This is a genomic window from Chitinophaga rupis (genome assembly GCF_900109685.1).
GTDB classification, from domain to species: Bacteria; Bacteroidota; Bacteroidia; order Chitinophagales; family Chitinophagaceae; genus Chitinophaga; species Chitinophaga rupis.
In genome coordinates this window covers 110,746-133,923 of sequence record NZ_FOBB01000002.1, presented here as the reverse complement: position 1 = coordinate 133,923, position 23,178 = coordinate 110,746, and the positions used below count along the sequence as shown (strand labels likewise).

General features: G+C 47.9%; 14 protein-coding genes. 3 read left to right on the top strand and 11 right to left on the bottom strand.

Annotation, left to right across the window (positions count from 1 at the left end; genetic code table 11):
- Position 1: 1 nt before the first annotated feature.
- The 9 genes from BMZ54_RS07790 to BMZ54_RS07750 all read right to left on the bottom strand — a co-directional run bounded on the left by BMZ54_RS07790 (position 2) and on the right by BMZ54_RS07750 (position 17,424).
- A complete protein-coding gene (locus tag BMZ54_RS07790; protein WP_089908758.1) occupies positions 2 to 1,654 on the bottom strand; it encodes a RagB/SusD family nutrient uptake outer membrane protein in 1,653 nt (550 codons plus the stop codon).
- Between the two features lie 21 nt (positions 1,655 to 1,675).
- A complete protein-coding gene (locus BMZ54_RS07785) occupies positions 1,676 to 4,870 on the bottom strand; it encodes a SusC/RagA family TonB-linked outer membrane protein (protein ID WP_089908755.1) in 3,195 nt (1,064 codons plus the stop codon).
- A gap of 288 nt (positions 4,871 to 5,158) precedes the next feature.
- Positions 5,159 to 9,247, bottom strand: a complete 4,089-nt coding sequence (locus BMZ54_RS07780; protein WP_089911794.1) for a hybrid sensor histidine kinase/response regulator transcription factor — start codon at positions 9,245 to 9,247, stop codon at positions 5,159 to 5,161.
- A 254-nt stretch (positions 9,248 to 9,501) separates the two neighbouring features.
- A complete protein-coding gene (locus tag BMZ54_RS07775) occupies positions 9,502 to 10,074 on the bottom strand; it encodes a toxin-antitoxin system YwqK family antitoxin (protein ID WP_089908751.1) in 573 nt (190 codons plus the stop codon).
- Between the two features lie 183 nt (positions 10,075 to 10,257).
- Positions 10,258 to 11,082 (bottom strand): AraC family transcriptional regulator, encoded by an 825-nt coding sequence (locus BMZ54_RS07770; RefSeq protein WP_089908747.1) that lies wholly within the window; start codon positions 11,080 to 11,082, stop codon positions 10,258 to 10,260.
- A 112-nt stretch (positions 11,083 to 11,194) separates the two neighbouring features.
- The gene (locus tag BMZ54_RS07765; RefSeq protein ID WP_089908744.1) at positions 11,195 to 12,226 is read right to left on the bottom strand and encodes an SDR family NAD(P)-dependent oxidoreductase; all 1,032 of its coding nucleotides are present in this window, start codon (positions 12,224 to 12,226) and stop codon (positions 11,195 to 11,197) included.
- A 161-nt stretch (positions 12,227 to 12,387) separates the two neighbouring features.
- On the bottom strand, positions 12,388 to 14,799 hold the full coding sequence (locus BMZ54_RS07760; RefSeq protein ID WP_089908740.1) for a discoidin domain-containing protein: 2,412 nt from the start codon (positions 14,797 to 14,799) through the stop codon (positions 12,388 to 12,390).
- 590 nt (positions 14,800 to 15,389) lie between these two features.
- Positions 15,390 to 16,301, bottom strand: coding sequence for a helix-turn-helix domain-containing protein (locus BMZ54_RS07755; protein ID WP_089908737.1), 912 nt, complete (start codon positions 16,299 to 16,301; stop codon positions 15,390 to 15,392).
- Between the two features lie 79 nt (positions 16,302 to 16,380).
- Positions 16,381 to 17,424: an NAD(P)-dependent alcohol dehydrogenase gene (locus tag BMZ54_RS07750; RefSeq protein WP_089908734.1), complete on the bottom strand. Its 1,044-nt coding sequence runs from the start codon at positions 17,422 to 17,424 to the stop codon at positions 16,381 to 16,383.
- A gap of 262 nt (positions 17,425 to 17,686) precedes the next feature.
- On the opposite strand from BMZ54_RS07750, the gene BMZ54_RS33515 reads away from it, so the two are divergent.
- The gene (locus BMZ54_RS33515) at positions 17,687 to 18,175 is read left to right on the top strand and encodes an ArsR/SmtB family transcription factor (RefSeq protein ID WP_143080933.1); all 489 of its coding nucleotides are present in this window, start codon (positions 17,687 to 17,689) and stop codon (positions 18,173 to 18,175) included.
- A gap of 54 nt (positions 18,176 to 18,229) precedes the next feature.
- Positions 18,230 to 18,628 carry a hypothetical protein gene (locus BMZ54_RS07735; protein WP_089908728.1) on the top strand — a complete coding sequence of 133 codons (399 nt, stop codon included), beginning with the start codon at positions 18,230 to 18,232 and terminating at the stop codon, positions 18,626 to 18,628.
- Between the two features lie 78 nt (positions 18,629 to 18,706).
- Here BMZ54_RS07735 and BMZ54_RS07730 read toward each other — a convergent pair whose 3' ends face one another.
- Complete coding sequence (locus BMZ54_RS07730; RefSeq protein ID WP_089908725.1) at positions 18,707 to 18,928, bottom strand: DUF1905 domain-containing protein; 222 nt, start codon at positions 18,926 to 18,928, stop codon at positions 18,707 to 18,709.
- 115 nt (positions 18,929 to 19,043) lie between these two features.
- Here BMZ54_RS07730 and BMZ54_RS07725 point away from each other — a divergent pair, with 115 nt between their 5' ends.
- A complete protein-coding gene (locus tag BMZ54_RS07725; protein ID WP_089908722.1) occupies positions 19,044 to 19,466 on the top strand; it encodes a hypothetical protein in 423 nt (140 codons plus the stop codon).
- Between the two features lie 194 nt (positions 19,467 to 19,660).
- Here BMZ54_RS07725 and BMZ54_RS07720 read toward each other — a convergent pair whose 3' ends face one another.
- Positions 19,661 to 23,086, bottom strand: coding sequence for a HEAT repeat domain-containing protein (locus BMZ54_RS07720; protein WP_089908720.1), 3,426 nt, complete (start codon positions 23,084 to 23,086; stop codon positions 19,661 to 19,663).
- Between the last annotated feature and the right edge of the window lie 92 nt (positions 23,087 to 23,178).

Below are 23,178 nucleotides of genomic sequence, written 5' to 3'. Positions count from 1 at the left end.
GTTAAAACTGGTAAGGAACCGGTGGCTTCCTTAAGTTCGGCGCTGCCGACAGTTCGGCCGCGGGGTAAGGCAAATAGAAATTGCTTTCTGTTACTGGATAAAAGGCCGGCGTATCTGAGGTGATGGTCCAGGAAGTGGCATTCTGTGCTGCATTCGGCACAATGCGGTAGCTGCCTTTGTCCTGGTTATTCATAATGAAAAGCGCTTTAGCCGGATCAAAATAGTGCAGGCGCACCAGGTCGTACCAGGCCTGCCCTTCCATGGCAAATTCCAGGCGGCGCTCATTATAAATATCATCCAGCGTAATAGTTGTTTTGGCGGGTAAGCCGGCCCGGGTACGTATGGCGTTAAAATACTGCAGCGCCTGCGCATCGGCCGTGGCGGCCTGGTTAGCCAGCACGCCTTCTGCGTAGGTAAGATAAACGTCGGCCAGGCGCAGCATGTAGGTATTCATTTCCGTATGCTGCTGGGTTACTTTCCCGTCATTATCCTCAGGGCGGCCTACTACATATTTTTTTACCCATGCCCTTGTATTATACCGCTCATTGCCAACAGAGTTCCAGGGCACCTGCAGCTGCTGGGTTATTTTTTTACCGGGATTATTGGGATCATCTATCTGCTGGGTTATGTAGCTGTAATGGTCTCCGGGGTACATAAACGTTGCCTTGCGCCGTTTATCCAGCGGAGAATATTTCTTCATAATGTCCAGCGATGCGCCCAGGTCGCCGCCCCAGCCATCTGCAAAACCTGTGATCTCAGAACCATATGCCAGGAAAGCCTGTACGCTGTTCTGGGTGCCCCAGTCGCCATCGTACTTCCATTGCAGGGAAAATAAACTTTCTGAGTTGTTATTGTTCTTCATCAGGTACAGGTCCTCATAATTGCTCATTAAGCTGGCGCCACTGTTCTCAATCACTCTTTGGGCATAATATGCTGCGCTGTCAAGATCTGTTTTGCGGCGTGCGCCGGCACTGGTGCCTACCCCTGCCCTGGTCAGGAACATTTTTGCCAGCATGCCTTCGGCAGACCAGCGGCTGATCCTGCCTTTCTGCAGCGGTGCATTAGGCAAATTATCCGCCGCATAATGCAGGTCGCGTATAATAAATTCCCATACCGTTTCCACCGTGTTACGTGAAATGCTGGTATCATTCAGCAGCACGTTATTGTTGGTTATTACCGGCACCGGCCCCCAGTTCTGTACCAGGAAGCTGTAAGCAACGGCGCGCATAAAACGGCCTTCTGCAATGCCTGCTTTTTTTACTGTTTCTGAAACCGCCGGGCCTGCGTATTTTTCTATATTGTTAATGGCCAGGTTAGCCTGTGCTATTACGTTAAAAAAGGAAGTCCAGGAGCTATACACCTCACCGGTAACATCGGTGGTTTGCAGACGGATATTTTCCACCTGGTAAGAGCCTGACATCAGATTACCGCCCCTGCCATCGCCAATGCCATGGGATGCCTTATCATTGTAGGCAAACCATACAATGTTATACAACGGCGCTGTACCTGCCATCACCTGGTCATCGCTTTTATAAAAGTTGGCGTCTACGATCGCATCTTCCGGCGGGCGTTCCAGGAAGCTTTTGCTGCATCCCGTTAAAATACCCAGCAGGACAAGGTTTATAATTATTAATCTATGAGTGAGCGTTTTCATTGACCTGATAATTTAAGTTGATTAAAAATCCACCCCAATGTTAAAGGTGTAATACCGGGTAAGCGGATACCTGCCGGCATCTACCCCTATGAACTGGCTGCTGACCTGCACTTCTTTTCCCAGGTAAGCGCCTACTTCTGGATCATAACCTTTGTATTTGGTGAAGGTGGCCAGGTTCTGCACCCCTGCTGCCAGCCGCACTGCTTTCACAATGCCCTGCGCTCTCAGCCAACGGGCAGGTATATTATATCCCAGCTGCACATTCTTGATCCTTACATAGGAACCATCTTCCACATAGATATCTGTAAAGCGGTTGGCATTGCCATTCACATCCGATCCTACAATGCGCGGAATATCCGTACCGGGATTCAGCAGGGTTGCTTTGCCATCGGCGCCGTTGGATACCCTTGCATAACCAAAGGATTCGCTGAACAGGTTACGCCCAAGATTGATGTTGTTGGGATTTGCATTCTGGTAACGCAGGTAATTATAAATATCATTTCCCTGTGCACCGGTAACCAGTATGCTCAGATCAAATCCTTTAAAGGCAAAAGCATTTGTAAAGCCAAAGGTGAGCTTAGGCCAGGGATTGCCAATAAAGGTCTGGTCACGGGAATCGATCACATTATCGCCATTCAGGTCTTTATATTTGCGGTCGCCAACCCAAACGCCGCCATCCTGCTGTACCGGCAGCCTGCTGCCATCGGATTGCGTAGGTATAGCGCTGTTATTGATCTCATCCACTGACTTAAAGAGGCCTTCGGAGACATAGCCATACATGAGCCAGGGCGCCCGGCCCACAACAGAACGCTCTTCAAAATTATCCATGTACCAGGCAGATTTCCGGAGAAATGCGGCATCCGAATTTAACTTGGTGATCTTTGTTCTGAAAGAAGAAATATTGAGATTGGTCCTCCAGGAAAAACCGGCCTTGTTATCAATATTCACTGTATTCAGGGTAAAGCCGAAACCTTTGTTCTGCAAGCTTCCAAGGTTCACATTCGGCGGGTTTATAGCACCTTCCCCGGAGGTGCCCATATAAGCCGGCAGGCCGAGCGACAACAGGAGGTTGTTGGTATGCCTGATGTAATAATCCCCTTCCAGCTGTATGCGGTTCTGTAAAATGCTCAGGTTAAAACCAATGTTCTTTGTTTCGGTAGCCTCCCACTGTATATTGGAATTGCCATATTGCGTTGTACGGAAGCCGGTGCCAAGGGGTGTAGTTACGGGGCCTAGTGGTGCGTATTGTCCGCCGGTGCCGTTATTACCTGTTTTACCCCACTCCGCACGCAGCTTTAATTCGTTGATAAACTCAATGCCTTTCATAAATGATTCTTCTGTAACACGCCATGCGGCTGATACAGAAGGGAAATATCCCCAGCGGTTGGCGATCCCGAAGTTGGAAGAAGCATCTGCCCTTCCTGCCAGCTGCAATATATATTTACCATCATAGGTATAATTAATGCGGCTCAGGTAAGACTCCATTGCCCAGGAGCCTTTAAAGCTACCGGTTGTTTGCCCTTCAGCATCGCCCAGGTTAAAGGAAGGAATATCGTTGCTCACAAACCCGGTCCTGGTGCCTGAATACCCCTGGAAGCTGCCGGATTGCGCTTCATGGCTTACCATGGCGCCTATGCTATGGCGGCCTATATCCGTGTTATACTGTAACAGCTGGTTAAGGTTCCAGTAGTAGTTCTTTGAAGTATTAAAGGAAAGACTTGCTTTTTCATTGCTGATATATCCCAAACGGTAGGTGGGTGTAAATTTCACGCCTTCCCCGGTCTCAAAGTTGCCATTAAAGCTGCCGCGGAATACCAGCCCTTTAAGCAGGGTTACCTCTGCTGCTAAGGAACCAAGGCCGCCTACCTTTTTAAAATTGTTACTCACAAGGTTGGCAATGGCAATAGGATTTACAGGCGCATATTTTGCATTGCCGCCATATTCATTTTCAGTAGCGCCGCCCCAGGTGCCATCCGGATTTTTTACCGCTATGTTGGGCGCCAGTGTGATGGCGTTCCGGATCACATCCTCACTGGTGGAGGACAACTTTTCTTTGGTTTGGTAGTAGTTAAGGCTGGTGCTCAGCTTCAGCCATTTAAAAGCCTGATTATCCAAATTCAGCCTGAAGGAGTACCGGTTAAACTTAGAACCGATGGCTACCCCTTCCTGGTTGAAATACTCGCCTGACATATAATAGGTGGTGTTCGTAAGCCCGCCGCTCATAGTAACCTGGTGTTTTTGCAACGGGGAGGTTTTAAACATGGCTTCCTGCCAGTTAGTGCCTTCCCCAAGCACAGACGGGTTTTTAAAATCATCATTGGGCGTGCGGTTCAGCTGCGTGGCAATTTCATTATTCATGATGGCAAACTGCTGCAGGTTCAGTGTTGGCAGCGTCTCCGGTTTACCCTGTAAAGAGTACAGATAGTTATAGCCAACCTTCACCTGCCCTGCTTTCCCCCTTTTGGTAGTTACCAGCACCACCCCATTGGTGGCCCTGGATCCGTAAACAGCCGTGGCAGAAGGGCCCTGCAATACTTCCATTGATTCAATGTCGGCCGGGTTAATACCAGCCAGCGGGTTAATGGAGCTGCTATTGCCGTAACTTACGAGAGACGGCTGGATCTGCACCCCATCAATCACATACAAGGGTTCTGTAGTACCGCTAAGGGAGCTTACCCCACGGATATTCACTGAAATGCCCCCACCTGGCTGGCCGGAGTTCTGGGTTACATACACACCTGCTGCCCGGCCCTGCAAGGCCTGGTCAATCGTGGTATTCACCGTCCTGTTTATATCCGCAGAAGAAATAGATACCTGGGCGCTGCTTTGATCTGTTTTCTTCATTTTTCCATAACCAACCACCACTATATCATTCAGCGTGCTGTAATCTTCTTCCATTACAATAGTTACTGTTGGCGAGCTGCCAACCGTTACATGCGCTTTGGCAAAGCCAATGAAAGAAGCATCGATCTCCTGACCCGGCTGGGCCAGTATGGCAAACTTTCCCTCCCCATTGGTGGATGCCATAATTTTTGTACCCCGTACCGTCAGGTTTGCACCCAGTATGGGCTGCCCCGATTTTTTTGAAATAACAGTACCGGTGATCTTGCCGGGGCCATTTTGCTGGCAATACCCGGCCATAGGAAGCACAATAGCCCAGCACCCTAGTAAGAGAAGGAGGCGCCAGCGTTTTACCCTTGCTTTTGAATGTCTCATACACAAACAGTTAAACAGTTTTGGTTTGGAAATTTTACCGTCCGGAATTTTGGTTGAATGACAAGATTTGTGGATTTTGGTATAGTTGCCGGCAAAAAGGAAGTGCACGGCTGTCCATTTCAGGCATAGCAATCAATTTTCATCGTGGAACCAGTGGTTGATAATCTGCCTAAAATTATGGCTGTTAATTATGTTTGGGGGGAGTAAAACGTATCTCTATATGGATATAATGTTAAGTAACCGGTATGTTTTGTACAAATGAAGGGTATGTTTGGTTAACCCCTGGCCTTAAAGGCTGGCCTCTTTTCTTTTTTCCGCTGCAAAAACAGAGGGCAGCATGTGGAACATTTCCTTAAAATAGCGGGTAAAATATTTAGGATTGTTATAGCCTACCTCATAAGCGACCTCCGCTACGGTCATTTTGGTTTTTTCCAGCAGCTCTGCTGCCCGCTGTAACCTGGTAGAGCGTATAAACTCACCCGGCGTTTTCCCGGTAAGCGCAAACAGCTTTTTGTATACGGAAACGCGGCTCATACACATCTCCCGGCTCAGATCCTCCACTGAAAAATCTGCATTGGAAAGGTTCTTTTCCACTACAGTGATCACCTGGTGAATGAACTTGTCATCAACAGACTCGATCTTTAAGGGATGCGTTTTAATATCCACCTGGCGGGCAAAGGTTTTCTTCAGCGCTTTTTGCTGGGTGAGTATATTCCGTATGCGCGACAGCATGATCTCGAAATTAAACGGTTTTACCAGGTAGTCTGTGGCGCCTGTTTCAAGCGCCTTTAGCTGGTTCTCCTCACTTACCAGCGCCGTGAGCAGAATAACAGGGATATGCCTGGTGCGCTGGTCGGCCTTGATCTTATGGCAAAGCTCAATGCCATCCATAACCGGCATGCTTACATCGCTTACCACAAGGTCCGGGTGAACAGCCAGCGTTTTTTGCCAGCCATTCTTTCCATCTGCGGCTTCTGCTATCTCAAAAAACTCTTTCAGGTTATCTTTCAGATAAAAGCGGAAGTCTTCATTGTCTTCCACGATCAATATTACCGGCTTTGTGCCGGCTGCCTTATCCTCCGCCACGGCGGTGGAGAAAATGTTACGGTCTTTTTCCACTATTCTTTCTGCTGCTGCGGCAGGGGTTATTGCCGACTGCGTATCCTCCATGATCCGGAAAGGAATAAGGATGGTAAAGCAGCTGCCTTTGTCCACCTCACTCTCCACCTTTATAAGGCCATTATGCATTTTAATAAATTCGCGGGTTATGGCCAGGCCAATGCCGCTGCCCTGGTTCACCAGCGTGCCCGGTATCTCACTCTGGAAGAACCGCTCAAAGATCCGGTCCAGCTTATCCTCCGGTATGCCTATGCCGGTATCCTGTACTTTTATTTCCAGCACGGCCTCTGCACCTTTGATGCTGGCATCTACCTCAACAGATACCTGGCCGTTTTCCGGTGTGAACTTAAAGGCGTTTGACAACAGGTTAAAGAGGATGCGCTCTATTTTGTCGTGATCAAAAGGGGTATACAGCCGCTGGCTGATGCTGTTATAAGAAAACCGGATGTTCTTTTTTTCCGCCAGGTCTGAGAACGAATAGGATACTTCTTCTATAAACCGGATAATATCATCCGGTACAGGATTCAGCTTCAGCTCATTGACCTCCATTTTCCGGAAATCCATCAGCTGGTTCACCAGGTTAAGCACCCGCCTGCCATTGCGGTGTATCAGCTCTAATTGCGCTCTTTCCTCATCGCTGCGGGCATTCTTAATAAATTTTTCCAGCGGTGTAAGGATCAGGGAAAGCGGGGTGCGGAACTCATGGCTTACGTTGGTAAAGAATTTTATTTTCATTAGGTCCAGGTCATGCAGGCGCTGTGCTTCCAGGCGCTCCTGGGCAAGGGCAAAACGTGCATGTGCCCTGCGAATGGTGAGGCGCCTGGCTATGAAAAGCACCACTACGGCAAAAACAATGTAGCACAGGTAAGCCAGCGGGGTTTTCCAGAATGGCGGCAGTATCGTGATCTGTAAACGGATGCCTTCATTATTCCATACCCCATCTTCATTGGCTGCTTTTACATGCAGCACATAAGTGCCCGGATCCAGGTTGGTATAGGTAGCGCGCCGGGTAGTGGCATCACTGAAAAGCCAGTCTTTATTAAACCCTTCCAGCCGGTAAGCATATTTATTCTTACCGGTATTGATATAGCTCAGGGCTGCAAAATCTACAGAAAAATCGTTTTGATTATACCTGAGCACTATTTGCTTAGTGGTGGCTATCGCTTCTTTGAGAATAATACGATTGCCGGTTTTTTGATTAATGCCCACCGCTTTATTAAATACCTGCAGGCCGGTGAACACAATGGCAGGCGGGGTATTATTCCGGCCAATAGTTGCCGGGTTAAACAAATTAAAACCATTGGCGCCGCCAAAGGCCAGTTCGCCGGCAGCGGTGCGGAACCCGGCATTATCATTAAATACATTTCCCTGCAGGCCATCTGCCTCATCAAAATTCCGGCAGGTAACCGTGATATTATTTTGATGATTTTGCACACTTATCTGGCTAAGACCATTGGCGGTGCAGATCCACAAGCAATGCTCCTTATCTTCCACGATTGAAAAAATGGTATTATCCGGCAAACCATCTGCTACCTTAAAAGCTTTAAAGGTTTGGGTTTGCTCATCAAATACACAAAGCCCTTCCCGGGTGCCTATCCACATCAGGCCCCTGCTGTCGCGAAGCATAGCATTAACATTATCGTTGCTTAGCTTATGCGTGCTGCTCAAAAAGTGTATAAAGGCGCCCTTTGCCTTATCAAACAGGTCAATGCCGTAAGCAGTGCCTATCCACAGGTTGCCGCCCCGGTCTTCCGCTAATGCGGAGATAAAATCGGAGTGAATGGAATTAGGCATGTTCACCTTGTTATGGTAGAATACTTTCCTTTCAGGGTCAAACCGGTCAAGCCCGCCGCCCAGCGTGCCTACCCATAAATTATGCTGGCTATCCTCATAGATCTCCCAAACGCTGTTATCTGCAAGGCTATGCGGGTCTGCATCATTGTGCCGGTAATGGGTGAACTTTCCATTTTCATAACAATCCATGCCGCCATAAAAATAACCGATCCAGAGCTTGTCCTGGCGGTCCAGGTACAGGCTCACCACTACATCCGTGCTAATGCTGTTGTCATTATCCTGCTGATGCCGGTAGCTGGTAAAGCGGTTTGCCTGGCGGTCATAATACATCAGCCCTCCTCCATTGGTACCGATCCAGAGGTTGCCTTTTTTATCTTCGGCAAAACAGTTAACATCATCATACCCAGGGCCGTTTGCACCCGGCTGCTTACGGTGAAAGTGCCGGAACCTTGCCAGGCTTTCCGCATAATAGCTGATACCGGTTTTAAAGGTGCCGGCCCACATAATGCCCACATCATCTTTATACAGGCAGTACACGGCATTTTCTCCCAGGCTGCTTTTATCATCATCCCGGTGCGTAATAAAAGTGCTGCTGAAATCTTTTTTGTTGATGATGTTGATGCCGCCATGATCTGTTCCTATCCAGATAAGGCTGTCGTTATATTGTGAGATCGTACGTACCAGGTCGTTATTCAGGATGCTGTTCTTTTTAGAGAGCTGGCGCAGCGTTCCTGTTAAGGGATTAAAGTAGGTAACGCCGGCGCCGGCTGCGTATACCCAGATACCATCCTGCGCATCGTTAAACATGCTCAGGCTCCCTGATTTGCCGCCAAGCAGTTCCCGTACGGCTGCGGAGCGGTAAGTGATGCGGGCAGTTACCGGATCCATTTTTTCAATGCCGCCATTATCATACAGCAGCACCAGCCGGCCCCCTGCATCTGTTCTCATGTCTGCAATTTTCCCGTGGCGCAGCTTTATTTTACGGCTGCTGCCCTGCCGGTCTACCCGGTATAATCCTGAATCAGCATGTGCAAACCAGTAAGCGCCGCCTGCTTCTGCAATAAACAATGCTCCAAAGGTGGGCATGCCCCGCTGATACAACCAGGAAGATGCATTGGTAAAAGTTTCTGTACGCGGATCGTAAAAGTTATTGCCATTCCTGGTTTGTATAAAAAGCTTGTCTCCCGGCGCAGGTGATATGGCAATAATGTAGTCATCTGTGAGGCTGAGTGAATCGGCCATATTGTGGTGAAATACCTTACAGGAATACCCATCATACCGGTTTAGCCCGTTCATAGTGCCGAACCACATGAATCCCATTTTGTCCTTATAAATGCAGTTCATCTGGTTACTGGAGAGCCCCTGCCCTATGCCGATGGTATTAAACCGGTAATTAAGCTGGCGTGCAAAAGAAATCTTTGAGCTGGCAAAGAAGAGGATTATAAGGCATAATCGTGGAAACATGCAGTCAAACTGGATTTTGGTCAATAACAAGTCGTACCGGGAGGAAGATGGTTGTTCATTATTACTGTTCTGTTACTCTCTACGTGCAATCGGTATGATAAATGGCTATGTGGAACCCCTGGTAACCATGCTGTTATATTCATGCATGGAACGTTTGCCAAATAATAAATAAAATATCTGTTCCTCCCTGTTAGGTAAGTTAAGTTTTTTCCCCCTTTATTACAACAAACTGGTAAAATGGCCTTCCGGCGCTTCTAATTCTTTTTATGTTTCTTATCTGCTGCCTGCTGCAGCTCATGCGGCAAAGGCGCTGCATTGGCTTTGCGCTTGTTATCTGATGCCCCCGTAACAATTTCCCCGCGGCTGTAAGTTTCCTTTATCATCACCCCGTCCTCATCATACAGGCGCCATTCACCATGGCGTACGGAGTTGCCTTTGCGCACCACCTCTACCCGGGATTCTTCCTGGGTAACAGGATCTATTACCAGTACAGTATCTATTTCCCCTTCAATATCCATGGCCAGCATATTACCGGCAGCACTGAGCTTGCCGTTGTCATAGAAATATTTGCAGGGGCCATCCAGCACCCCGTTATGGTAGGTTTCCTCTGCAATAAGATCGCCGGTGACGTTATACTTTCTCCAAATGCCTTCCTTACGGTCAGCCTTATACGTACCTTCCCAACTGTAGCCGGGCTCCCCGCGCAAAGGCTCCACCTGTTCAATCCAGGGGCCCTGCTTGCGTTTCTTGGCATCCCGCTGGTTGGTTTGGGCCTGTGCATACAGTGCAAAACAACTGATGGTGATAAGCAGAATGATCTTTTTCATAGGTTCCTGGTTTGTGGTTCGTACGCAAAATAACAATTTAGAATTGCTTAACCAATAACACGGTTATGTACCTGAAAGAGGTGTTGATAATTATGTCGTTATGAACGTCGTAACCCCCTTCATTCAAATGAAAACAGCTGCGCGGTACGGCAGCTGTTTACAATATTATGAGCCCACCCCGCTCTATAAACCGCGCTTCTTTTGCGCAGTTAATTCAGTGGGCGTATAACCAAAATGCTTTTTAAAAATGTAGGTAAAATGCGACAGGTTCTCAAAACCAACCTCCACATATACTTCAGAAGGTTTTCTGTTTTTTTCGCTGAGCTGGTAATGAGCCAGCTCCAGCCGCTTTTGCGTAAGCCATTTCTGCGGCGTTGTGTGGTACAGGTGCTTAAAATCACGTTTAAAAGTGGTGAGGCTGCGCCCGCTGAGGTAGCTGAATTTATCCATGGTCATATTGAACATATAGTTCTGCTCCATAAAACCGGCCAGGTCTATTTTGCCCGGCTTATCAAAATTAGCCAGCAAACTATCAATATTCCTATCAATTAAACGAAGAATGTTAACAGCTTCTTCAATTTTTATAGTGATCAGGTTTTCCGGCACCGGCACTTTCAGATCAAAATAGGGCAGCATGGATGCCAGGCAGTTTTCCAGCAGCGGATGTTTATCAAAAATGCGGATCTTATGCGGGTACTGCTGCCCCGGTGCAGGTTTATTCTTAGCATAAAAATCCTGCAGCCGCTTTATGGTAAAATGCATGGCAATGGCCTTATGCGGCAGGCCGTTCTTTGCGTAATTGATGTTGGTGGCCAGCTGGTTGCGCGGAAATAAAAAGATATCGCCGGCTTTGAATATATAAGTACTATCTGCCAGCACGATCTTTGTTTCACCTGAAATGATCCATACCAGGGAATGATGTTCCAGCTGCACTTCTGCCCTGAAAGTTTTTTCTTCTATGCAGGACAGCTTAATGTCGGTGCTTAAATAACGCGTTTGTTCAATCATAACGGATGTACCACTAAGCTACAAAAAACAACGGGCTTGTTAAGCGCACATACAAATGGATTTCGCACTCACAATGGTTAGCGCGGGGGCTAACCATTTATACCGGCAGGTTTCAATCTGCCGTAAACGTTAGCCCGGTCAGCTCCTCGCTCAGCGTCCATAATCTTTTTGCATTTGCTGCACTTACCGAATAAGGCATTACCCCGCGCAATGTTAAAGGCTCATTATACTGATGCTCAATATTGCCCAGGTCCGGCTCCGCCACATCCGCGTTCTCACAATACACGCCGCCGATGTTATTTAACAGCAGGCTGGTAGCGCACCAAAGGGTGGTGGCCGCTCCCTGGGGAATGGTTTTTAGCTTCTTTGCCACTTCCGGGAATATATTCCCATCTGCATCAAACATTCCCATTTGCTGGAACAGCGCTATGGGCGCATCTCTTCCCAGGTCAGTACCGTTTACCGAACCGGGGTGCAAAGAATAAGCCCGCACACCAAATGCCTGCCCGCGATGATCCAGCTCCACGGCAAAAAGATTATTAGCGGTTTTTGACTGTCCGTAAGCTGATAGCGTTTCATACTCCCGGTGCTCAAAATTGGGATCCTCAAAATTAAACGGCGCTATCTGGTGCCCGTATGACGATACATTGACCACTCTTGCACCATGGGCCTTTTTCAAGGCAGGCCAAAGCCTGGCGGTGAGCTGGAAATGGCCCAGATGATTGGTGGCTAATTGCGATTCATATCCCCGCGCATCGCGCTGTAAAGGCACCCACATAATACCTGCATTATTAATGAGCAAATGAAGCGGGCTGCCGGTTGCCAGGAATTGCGCTGCAAATGCATCGATCGATACCGGATCCATGAGATCCATTACCTCAATAGTAACCTGTGCAATGCCTTCCAGGTTCTTTGCAGCCTTGTTGCGGTTGCGCGCAGGTACTATTACTTTAGCGCCTGCTGCTGCCAGCTGTTTTACGGTTTCCAATCCTATGCCGGCATAGCCGCCGGTTACAATGGCTGTTTTGCCCCTAAGGTCAATTCCTTTCATTACATCTGTTGAAGTAGATATGGCTGTAAACCCGGAGCCGATAGGCTTTTGCAGGGCTCCATTATAGTTGCTTGTGGTTGTTACCTGTTCCATGACCGATATTATTTTTATTGCAACAAAGGTATACCGGGCGGGGTTTAGGGGTTTTGTTTTAAAGGCCTATTTCTTTTGTTTTAAAGGCCGGCATTTTATAAAAAAGGCCGCCTCAAAATTCCTTTTGAGACGGCCCATTAACTTCAATAAAATAAGGCTGCTTATTCTACCACCACTTTCTTGCTGGTGTTACCTAATGAAATAATATAAATGCCTTTAGGCCATTTGGAAATATCTATCTGCAGCTGGTTAGCATTGCCGCCAAGCCTTGACTGGTATACTTCACGGCCGGTAAGGCTGTAAACTTTTAATAAGGATTGTGCAGCAGCACCTTTGTACTGTACTGTAAGGATGTTGGTAGCAGGGTTCGGAGAAACGCCTAAGCTGAACCGGGGTTTGCCATCCGTACCATCCGTTACCGTGTTAGGCAGGGCAGCTGTTTTCCGGGCTGCCAGTGCAGGAGCGGCTGTATACACCTCGAACTCCCAGATAGAATAACCGTACGGCGTAGCCCTTTGCACCCCCTGCATTCTTACATAACGTGCGCTAACAGCCGGGAAGCTAAGATCTTCCGTACCACCGGCACCGGCGGTCACTGTTTTCTGAGCGGTCCAGGTTACATTATCCGTAGAAGTTTCAATGCGATAAGCGGTAGCATAAGCGTTTTCCCATTTCAGCACCACTCTTGAAACAGATTGTACACTACCCAGGTCAGCGGCTATCCATTCATTATCCGTATAGGCGGATGACCAGCGGGTGGTAGTAGCATTACCATCAAAAGCTTTATATGCTTCAAAACCGGCTTCTTCTACAGAAGATGCAGTAATGGTTTTGTTAAGCGCAATGTTATCTGCTGCTGATGTGAAGCTAATCCAGTTAAGGTTAAATTCAGCATTATCAACCACAATGCGCAATACCTTGGTACCAGCGGTTAAAGCCGGTGTTGTTACGCTAACGGTTGACCAGGTTTGCCAATCGCCCGTATTGGGGATGGCAATGGTGCCAATGGTTTGACCATCCAGCTCAATGTGGAATGATTTGCCGGCAGCATTGGTGGCTACCCGGGCCTGCAGAGTGTAAGTGCCTGCTGTAGCTACATTCACCGTATATTCAAACCATTCGCCTGCCTGTACATAACTCAGGTTATACCCGCCTTCTGTGCAGGATTCAAGATCCACTGCTTCAGTAGTGCGGTACTGGCCACCCTGGTTGGCAGATGTTAAGTCATGATAAGCCACGCCTTCGCCACCATTATCATAATTCTCTGCTTCTATTTTACCGGGAATGGCCCATTTGGTGCCACCATAAGGTGTTTGAGCAACAGCGGTTGCACCATATACTTCCAGCTCATAAATGGAAATGCCATAGGTAGTAGCCCTTGTTACGCCAAAGATCCTTACATAACGGCCGCTGGCAGTTAAGCCGGTGTTGTCATTCACCAGGGAAGTATTGCCGGTAACGGATTTAGCGCGGTTCCATACACTACCGTCTGTTGATACTTCAATACGGTAAGCGCTGGCATAAGCAGCCTCCCAGGTAATTTTAACGCGGTTAATATCATACACCGCGCCCAGGTCAACAGATACCCATTGTGAATCTGCAAACGCAGATGACCAGCGGGTGCCATAGCTGCCGTCGGTAACGTTGGCGGCTACTACGCTGGTAGTGGTATTGGCTTCTGTAGTGGAAGCAGTGGCAGGCTTGCCGCTGGCCAGGTTCTGTGGCACAGGATTGTTGCCGCCGCCCTGGCATACATTGCCTAATGTGCTGTAAATAGCATTGATGTCGCCATACTCTGAGGCAATATCCCAGATCATGATGCCACCTGCAGTTGTTTTAGCCAGGTTGGCTTTGCGGATATGCTCTGCGCTGTTATTATCTGCGCTGTAAAAAGGCACACCCAGCATTCTTTTGTTCTGCGGTACGCCGCGTGAGGTCCAGTAAGCCATGGAGCTGCTGGCCAGCGCATCGCCACCATAACACATAATATTCACGAGGTCTAACATGGTTACGTTATCATAGTTGTTACCATTGTTATCGGCGCTTTCTGATACGGCTGCGGTGAACAGCTTACCCATGCTATGCAAACGATTGCCTAAAGGGACAGCCAAAGCGTTCCACCTGGCTTTTGTAGTGGGATATTCCCAGTCCAGGTCAATACCATCCAGGTTGTACTGCGTAACCAGGTTGGCGCATGCATTTACCATGTTGTTGATGGCTGTTGTGTTGGTGGAGATGGATTCAAAAGGCGTATTGCTGGGTGAAGAGCTTAACCAGCCGCCGATTGACAACAGGACCTTCACATTGGCTGCATGGCCACGGGTTACAAGATCCCGCAGGGTGGAAGCGCCATCCACACCGCCAATATTACCATCGTTACCGGGAATAGCAAACGCATAACAGATGTGCGTGTACTTGCTGTAGTCAACTTTTGACGGTGAGTTAATGTAATAATTACCACCGGCTACCCAGGATGGATAATACCCCACTATGTTGTAGCAGGATACCTGTGCAAAGGTAGCTCCTGATAAAGTCAGGAGGGTAAAGAGAAAAAGTAGTTTAATTTTTTGCATGATGACATTGTTTTTTGTGAATGTTACGGTTCGTGTTTCAGATGTATAAGAAGAAGTTTTGATGATCAAATAGTGCAATAAACAGCCGGCATCAATGGCGGAACATTGATGAAATAACTATCCTGGATGTGCAGTGGTAAGGAAGTGGCAGATCCCCGCGGGGCATCATACATTGCCCTATTGCCGGTCTTCCCCATTGATGAAATGCGGAGCCGTTAACAGATGACGTGGTCCATTAAGATCCATGTAAATGCCCTGTGCAGAACGCTACTGTCCTGGAGTAGGCGCCAGGAATAATGTACGATGGCTAATGCCGGTTTTTCACATTGGCTATTTTAAATGAAAGTTTAGGTTTTCAAAAAGTACAGGACATGATTTATGAGAGCAACAAATCCTATTTCGTACTATTTATGGTTTTCATATTATAAAAATATGCCTAATCTGTATGCTTTCCAATACGACATATATCCTATAACAAGATCGCTTTACAAAAAGGGAAACGGCTGCAAGGGCTTATTTTGCAGAACTTATTCAGGGAGTGAGGTTTATGAGGGATTGCTATGATACGGCTATACGAAAACGTTTATCCGTTAATTAAAGGATTGCCGGAACTCCACCGGGGATACCTTTGTTTTTTGCTTAAACAGCTTATTGAACGATTGTGGATGCTCAAAGCCAAGCTGGTATGCTACTTCCGCAATAGTGCTGTTACTGGTGCTAAGCATTTCCTTTGCCTTTTCTATCAGCTTACTGTGTATATGCTGCTGTGTGCTTTGACCGGTGAGCTGCCGCAGCATATCACTTAAATAACCCGGTGATACATTGAGCTGCGCAGCCAGGCTTTTTACAGTTGGCAGGCCCTGCCCGTTTGCATTGTTAAAATGCTCCTGAAGCAGCTGCTCCATTTTTTCAAGCAAGCTGCTGCCGGCGCTTTTACGGGTAATGAACTGCCGGTTGTAAAAACGATTGCAATAGGTTAACAGCAGCTCTATGTGGGATACTATTACATCCTGGCTGAACTTATCAATGTTCAACCGGTATTCCTGCTGAATGTTGCCAAAGATGCCTTCAATAATGGTTTCTTCTTTCTGGGAAAGGTACAGCGCCTCATTAATGGCGTAGTTGAAAAATTCAAAGCTCTTTATGTTTTTGCCCAACGCATAATTGCGTATAAAATCAGGATGGAACAATATCATATAGCCGGAACGGGGCCGGTCCGTAGGCTCCTCCTCATAACATAGCTGGCCGGGTGCAATGAAGGTCATAACCCCTTCATCAAAATCATAATACTGCTGGCCATAACGGAGCTTACCATTAAAGTCTTTCTTAATGGCCACCATGTAAAAGTTAAAAATAAGCCCTGTACTATAGACAGCATCATTACTGAGATCACTAAAGCATACAATGCTCACCAGCGGATGCTCCGGCCCGGGAAGCCCCAGGCTGCGGTGCAGCTCACTGATGGAATTGAGTATAGTAACCGGGTTATTCTCCTTTTTCATGTTATTAAAATTAGCGCAATTATTCTTATAATAAAAAGAACCGGGCCTGCTGTTACTGGCAGCAAACCCGGTTCAGGAATTATTTTAACGTAGACATATCTATTACAAATCGGTAACGGACATCGCCCTTCAGCATTCTTTCATAGGCTGTTTGAATGTCTTTAATATCTATCAGCTCTATATCAGATACAATATTGTTTTCAGCGCAGAAGTCCAGCATTTCCTGGGTTTCAGCTATACCGCCTGCACCTGAACCGGCTACGATCTTATTACCCATGGCCAGCGTAAAGGAAGATAGCTGCCATGGCTCCACAGGCATGCCTACATTGATATACACGCCATTGGTTTTCAGCAGGCCCAGGTAGGGATTAATATCATGATCGGCTGCAACCGTATCAATGATATGCGTGAAAGAGCGCTGTGCAGCCTTCAGCTCCTCCTCATTTTTAGTAACCACAAAATGATGTGCGCCCAGCGCTTTTGCCGCTTCCCTTTTATTGGCGGAGGTGCTAAGCACGGTAACTTCCGCACCAAAAGCCACCCCAAATTTCACCGCCATATGGCCTAAGCCGCCCAGGCCTACCACTGCCAGCTTGTGCCCCTTGCCTACTCCCCATTTACGCAGGGGTGAATAGGTGGTGATACCCGCACACAACAAAGGCGCAGTACCGGCAAGGTCCACACTATCAGCTACATGCAGCGCAAAATGCTCCGGCGCTACAATGTTATTGGCATAACCGCCATAGGCAGGCTTACCGCTATGATCCAGGCTATTGTAAGTAACTACCGGGCTTACATTGCAAAACTGCTCCTGTCCGTTGCGGCAATCTTCACATTCCATACAGGAATCTACCATTACGCCAATAGCAGCCCGGTCGCCCAGCTTAAACTTTTTTACATGGCTGCCCACAGCGGCGATCTTACCTACTATTTCATGGCCGGGCACCATGGGAAAAATGCCGGGAAACCACTCATTGCGGGTAAGATGAATATCCGTATGGCAAACGCCGCAATATTCAATGGCTATCAGCACATCATGCGGGCCAAGATCCCTGCGTTCAAAATTCCAGGGCGCCAGGGCGCTTTCCGCTGTTTGCGCTGCATATCCTTTAGAGGCTATCATAATCTTTATTGTTTTATTGTTATTAACGGCTACAAAGTTGGCTATAACCCGCTAACTGCAATTAGCCATTTTAATGGAATGTGTAGCCAGATTGAGGGAAAAATGCTGAACGCTGAATGCCGAATGCTGAACGCCGCGAAGCTGTGCCGCTGCTGCGTGAGGGATTGCAGCGGTAGCCCGCAGCGCAGCGAGGACTACAAGCGGAAAGCCCGGCCCGGAGGGCACGCCCAAAAAGGATTTGCAATCAAATGGTTGCATACCAATGGAAATAAAACGGGATGTTTTTCAGGCAATTGCCGACCCTACCCGCCGGCACATCATAGAGATGCTGGCGCAGCGATCCCTGAACCTTAACGAGATTGCAGAGAACTTTGATATAAGCCGCCAGGCAGTATCCGTGCACGTAAGGATACTGACGGAATGCGGTTTGATCCTGATTAAAAAACAGGGCCGGGAAAGGTACTGTGAAGCAAAGCTGGACAAGCTAAACGAAGTGGTTGCCTGGGTAGATCACTGCAAACAGTTCTGGACCACACAATTTAACTCACTGGATAAATACCTGGAAAAAAAAACGAAAAAAATGATAGCTCATTCAACAAACGAAAAGACCGCTTTTGTATATGTGCGTGAATTTGATGCGCCCAAAGAGCTGGTGTTTAATGCCTGCAACGGCACATGCCGGCTAAATTTTGCTGCTACGCTGGCCCCAGGGAAATTATTCCACAAAACGTCCTTTTCCCTTAGCGGATAATTAACCACCTGTATGCATATACGGTTAATTTAACATCAATTTACACCCCTGGTTATGACCGGTCTGATTATTGAATATGAAGGGGTACGAATTGAAATGTACATGGAGTATTTATCATTTATAAAGCAACGCCTGGAAAATGCAGGATGTACCGACACTGACAGTCTATCGGAACTCAGGGCTCTGTTACTGGATACTGCTACCTTTCTTACCTGCCAATACCGGGCCTGCCTGGCTACTAAAGGCGACCGTACTAAATCGCAAAAACTGCTGCACGCTTTTCAAAATATAAAAGAGTACTATCACATTCTTACCAATGCCAGGGCAAACGATGTAAGCCTTTTAAAACAGGTGAGATCACTTTTCATAAATGACCTGGACGACCTGCAAAATCATGCTAAGAGCAACGTGTATATTATGCAGCAACCCCGTTCACTGAGCGTAGCACGCTAATGACCGCTGATTATAGCGGGTACGCCTAAAATTATGGTGGATATATCTTTTCAACAATGGCGGATACTGCGCTGCGGCTTATAACCGTTGCTCCAGCTTCACTGTTACTGTTGCGCCTTCCTCTTTCCCGATCAGCTTACGCAAAGCAGCTTTTACCGGCAGCTTATGCGTACCGTTCCCTAACGCCATAAATGCGCTGGTAAAGGGATGGCCTTCAATAGTACCCTGTACTTTTACCAGCCCGCGGGTACCATAAAGCTCAAAGCAGAAAGCAGAAAGCAAAAAGCTTTCCCACCGCACTTTCCTGCTTTATGCTTTAGACCTCAAGCTTTATGCTTTGTGCTTTCCCCTTTCCGCTTTCGGCTCTATATTTGCTTTATTCCAGGCTAAACGAAACCCAAAAAACCGATTACTTATGAAGCATATTTACGCTTTACTTTTTTTACTCATTATCAGCTACTGTGCGCATGCGCAGCAGGAGCCCCTGCAGGAAGGCGTGCATAATTTCACCCTGCAATGGATAGGCTGGAACACGCCGGGGAAAGTGCAGATAGACAAAAAGGAGAATAATATTTATACCATTAAGGGAGAACAGCGCAGTGCGGATAGAACTGAATTTGCCACCATTACCGGTACCCTGCAGGTGCTCTCTGCACGCGAGCTGCTTTTTGAAGGTAAGATCCAGACCAGGACCAATGATAATAACAACGGAGAAGTTTGTGATAAAACCGGCACCTATCATTTTTTAGCCAAAGGCGACCGCAAATACTGGCGCTTACAGGAAATGGATAATTGTGAAGGCAATAATGTAGTGGATTATGTAGATATCTATTTTTGATAAGAATGTAAAATCATAAACCGGCGAAAGAGGTTCATAGAGACCATTTAAAAGACTTTATGAACGGGATCACTATAAAAGTAAAATGCCGCGAACATAGGCCTATTCGGCTTCGCGGCATTTTACTTTTATAGTTATGATTTAAAATTTTACATTTCACATTCTTTAAGGCAACGCCTTTTAGGATGGTTTATTTATTCTCCTTTTTGTTCAGCCAGGAAGCTCACCACATCGCGGATCTCCTTTTTAGAAAGGATCAGTTTCATATCCGGCATGCTGGATTGTGCATATTCCTTTTTCACGATGTGGTCACTGGGTATGGTACGCACCGGCTCTAATCCTTCTTTTACTTTTAACCCTGCCTTACTTTCTTCCTGTAAGATGGCGGTTAGCTTTTTACCGTCCTTCAGCTCAAGGGTTACCATGCCAAAACCAGGCGCCAGGCGTGCGCTGGGCGATATAAGCGCCTGCAGGATCTGCTCCCTTGAAATGCGGTTGGCTACCCCGTTCAAACGCGGGCCGGCATTGCCTCCCCTATCGTCGTAAGAGTGGCAGCGCATACACTGTGAGTTCTGGTTATTGAAAAAGATCTGCCGGCCTCTGTGAGGATCACCGCCCAGCAGGCAGCTGTTGTATGAGGCCATCAGGTCATTGGTTGATAGCTTGCTGCTGATCTCTTTATAACGGGCTATTAAAGGCTGTGAGCGGGTGCTGTCAATGGCTTCGCCCAGCTCCAGGTAAATGTCCGGGCTTAATTTGCCGGTACCCATTTTATTCAGCAGGTCTTCAAACGTTTTACTGGAATAGGTAAGCGGTAATTTGCCCAGTGTTAATACGGCCGCCTGTTTTTCTTCCATTGTTTTGGAGCTGATCACATCTGCGAGCAGGGTTACCATCAGCTCTTTAGGGATGTTCATTTTCTCCAGCAGGTCCAGCCCTGCTACCCGTACTATTTTTTCTTTATCTGCTATGGCCAGCTTAATGGCCTGTTCTGCAGCGGGATCCTGTAAGCTTACCAGCGCCTGCAGCACTTCCACCCGCATGGCAGGCTCACGGTCGGTTTTCAGTACGGCCAGCAATTCCGGCGCAGCCTGTTTAATATTTAGCTTGCTGATAGCTTTTGCAGCGCTTAGCCTTACGGGCAGCTCCTTATTCTTTAATAAACCGGTAAGCGCATTTGCTGATACATTTACCAGCGGCGCTGCATCTCTTTTGATCTCCCCTCTCAAACGTCCGTCTACCCGGTCCAGCACAGAAGGTTTGGCCCATACGCTTAATGCATCAATAGCTTCTGCCCGCATAGCTGCAGGGGCGCCTTCTTTCAGCGCGTAATGCACCAGCGTTTTCATTGCAGTATCGGTACCTACGCGCAGGTTGGCATTGATCACACGGCGCAGCAAGGCTTCATTGGTGAAGCGGGTGGTGTTTAATAAACCGGCCAGTGCGGGCAATGCTTCTTTAATGGAAAGATCATCATTAATAGCGCGGGCCGCTTCTGTTACTACAAATTCATCCTGGTCGTTTAGGAAGGCGGTTATGCCGGGGTTAGCCATTCTGCGCAGCGTTACCACAGCGGCTATACGTAATGCACGGGAAGGGTTGGTGGATAATGCGATCACCGACTCTGCCTTGCCAATACGGGCTAAAGCCAGGCAGCCTGCGTGCCGCAGATAGGTATCTGCATCATTATTATCGGCCAGCATCCCGATGATGGGCTGTATAGCCGGTTCATACTTTATTCTGCCCAATGCCTCTGCTGCAAAAAAACGTACGCGGCTGGCCGTGTCTTTTAATAACGGCAGCAGCGCGGCGCCGGCATCAGTGTAACGGATATCTCCCAGCCATTTTGCCGCCTGTGCCCTGATCTCGGGATCATTATCTTTCAGCACCGGCACCAGTACAGCAGCATATTTTTTATCCTGCCGGCCCAGCTGGCTAATGCCCCAGATAGCGTGTACCCGTGCCAGTTGGTTATCCGTTTGTTTAAGCGCCTGCTCAAATATGGCCTGCCCCTTATCCTTACGTTTTACCAGTTCAAACTGTGCTTTCAGCCGTACCCGCATATCCGGGTTCTTCAGGATGCCTCCTAATTCGGCTTCTTTACGTTTGCTGAAATCTTCTGCCAGTAAAGCCTTTACTTCTTTACGTATAGCCGTGGATGCGGCATTGTTATCGTCCAGCTTCCAGATGCGGCCATAGTTATGTGTATCCCATCCATCGATCCAGTCGGCTACGTACAGCGCGCCATCCGGGCCAAAATCCAGGCCGGTGGCCAGTATGCCGCCCAATACCTTTTTATGTTCGCCCAGCTCAAAGGTGGCGCCTTTGGGGTTTAGCTTAAAACCGTGTATGCCGGAACCTGCGGGGTTACCCACAAATTCCGCTACAAAAAAGGTGTTCTTATATGCTGCTCCCAAAGCAGTACCGGGGTTATATACAAAGCCTGCGGGCCCGCTTACAAAGTTGCTGATGCAGGGTGTAATGTAAGCTGCCTGTCCTTCAAAATGGGGCAGGTACATTTTTTCATCCATCCATACCTTATAGGTATTATTATCCTGGTCGCGGTATTTACCGTATTGCCAGTTGCTGCGCCAGCCGGCATCAGAGCCGTTCACAATGTATACCAGACGTTCTTTTTCACCGGGGTGGTCGCCATCATTATCTTCACTGATCAGGTTTCCGTATTCATCAAATGCAAATTCGTGCGTATTGCGCACACCGTAGGCAAAGATCTCAAAGTCGCTGCCATCGGGATTGGAGCGGGCTATTACGCCACTGTTGGGATGTTCCCATTTTTGCCCGTCGGGCCCCTTGCCGTTAAAGCCAATGTCGCCTATCTGCCAGTAGATGCGGCCATCCGGGCCCATTTCAACGCCTGACATACCATGCCCGCTGAAGCCTACATGTATGCCATAACCATGCGAGATGGATGTTTTTTCATCTTCTATGCCATCATGGTCCTTATCTTTCATGCGCCACAGGTCCGGCGCTACGGCCACATACAGGTCATCGCCATCACTTAGCACACCGCCGGCAACATCGGTCACCTCATCATGGAAATCATCTACCACCAGCTGCGACAGGTCGGCCACTCCATCGCCGGATACATCTTCCATCCGGTATACATTTTCCTTTTCCACGGTCAGGTCGCGCCAGTCATGGGAGCTATCGCCGTTCAGGTCATCCAGCCAAAGGTTCTTTTTGCTGTTCTCCGGCGACAGCTCTTTATGCAGGAAGGCACGCCGGTCCTCCACCGTTTGCAGGCTAATGGAAGGTATTTCCCAGTCCCGGTGGCCACGGATATCAAATTCAGAATGCTTTTGCCGGTTGGTGGTGGTATAGTATAATTTGCCCTGATCGTCAATATCAATGGCAATCGGTGAGATCACCAGGGAATCAATACCCCATAGCTTAAGGGAGAGCCCTTCTGCCAGCTCAGGTTTTACAGCAGCGGTAATGGAATCTGCCAGATGTGCGGTTAAGGCAGTATCCATTTTTTTGATCCGTTTGTCAACAGGGCCCTGCTGCTGCCGGCAGCCCGGCATAATTGTTCCGGCGACAATTAAGGCGCCCAGTGCAAAATTTTCAATTTTTCCAGGCAAAGCGATCGGTATTTTCATTTTAGTGGATTAAAATATAAGTTGGGTCTTTACATAATAATCGCATAAAATAATATTTTTCGCTTAGACCCTGGAAAGAAAATGATGAATGG

Bases quoted from the DNA above. Each gene is read 5' to 3' on its own strand.
- BMZ54_RS07735 (WP_089908728.1), top strand. From the start codon at position 18,230: ATGACCGGTCTGATTATTGAATATGAAGGGGTACGAATTGAAATGTAC.
- BMZ54_RS07770 (WP_089908747.1), bottom strand. From the start codon at position 11,082: ATGATTGAACAAACGCGTTATTTAAGCACCGACATTAAGCTGTCCTGC.
- BMZ54_RS07765 (WP_089908744.1), bottom strand. From the start codon at position 12,226: ATGGAACAGGTAACAACCACAAGCAACTATAATGGAGCCCTGCAAAAG.
- BMZ54_RS07790 (WP_089908758.1), bottom strand. From the start codon at position 1,654: ATGAAAACGCTCACTCATAGATTAATAATTATAAACCTTGTCCTGCTG.
- BMZ54_RS07785 (WP_089908755.1), bottom strand. From the start codon at position 4,870: ATGAGACATTCAAAAGCAAGGGTAAAACGCTGGCGCCTCCTTCTCTTA.
- BMZ54_RS07775 (WP_089908751.1), bottom strand. From the start codon at position 10,074: ATGAAAAAGATCATTCTGCTTATCACCATCAGTTGTTTTGCACTGTAT.
- BMZ54_RS07750 (WP_089908734.1), bottom strand. From the start codon at position 17,424: ATGATAGCCTCTAAAGGATATGCAGCGCAAACAGCGGAAAGCGCCCTG.
- BMZ54_RS07760 (WP_089908740.1), bottom strand. From the start codon at position 14,799: ATGCAAAAAATTAAACTACTTTTTCTCTTTACCCTCCTGACTTTATCA.
- BMZ54_RS33515 (WP_143080933.1), top strand. From the start codon at position 17,687: ATGGAAATAAAACGGGATGTTTTTCAGGCAATTGCCGACCCTACCCGC.
- BMZ54_RS07725 (WP_089908722.1), top strand. From the start codon at position 19,044: ATGAAGCATATTTACGCTTTACTTTTTTTACTCATTATCAGCTACTGT.
- BMZ54_RS07780 (WP_089911794.1), bottom strand. From the start codon at position 9,247: ATGTTTCCACGATTATGCCTTATAATCCTCTTCTTTGCCAGCTCAAAG.
- BMZ54_RS07720 (WP_089908720.1), bottom strand. From the start codon at position 23,086: ATGAAAATACCGATCGCTTTGCCTGGAAAAATTGAAAATTTTGCACTG.
- BMZ54_RS07755 (WP_089908737.1), bottom strand. From the start codon at position 16,301: ATGAAAAAGGAGAATAACCCGGTTACTATACTCAATTCCATCAGTGAG.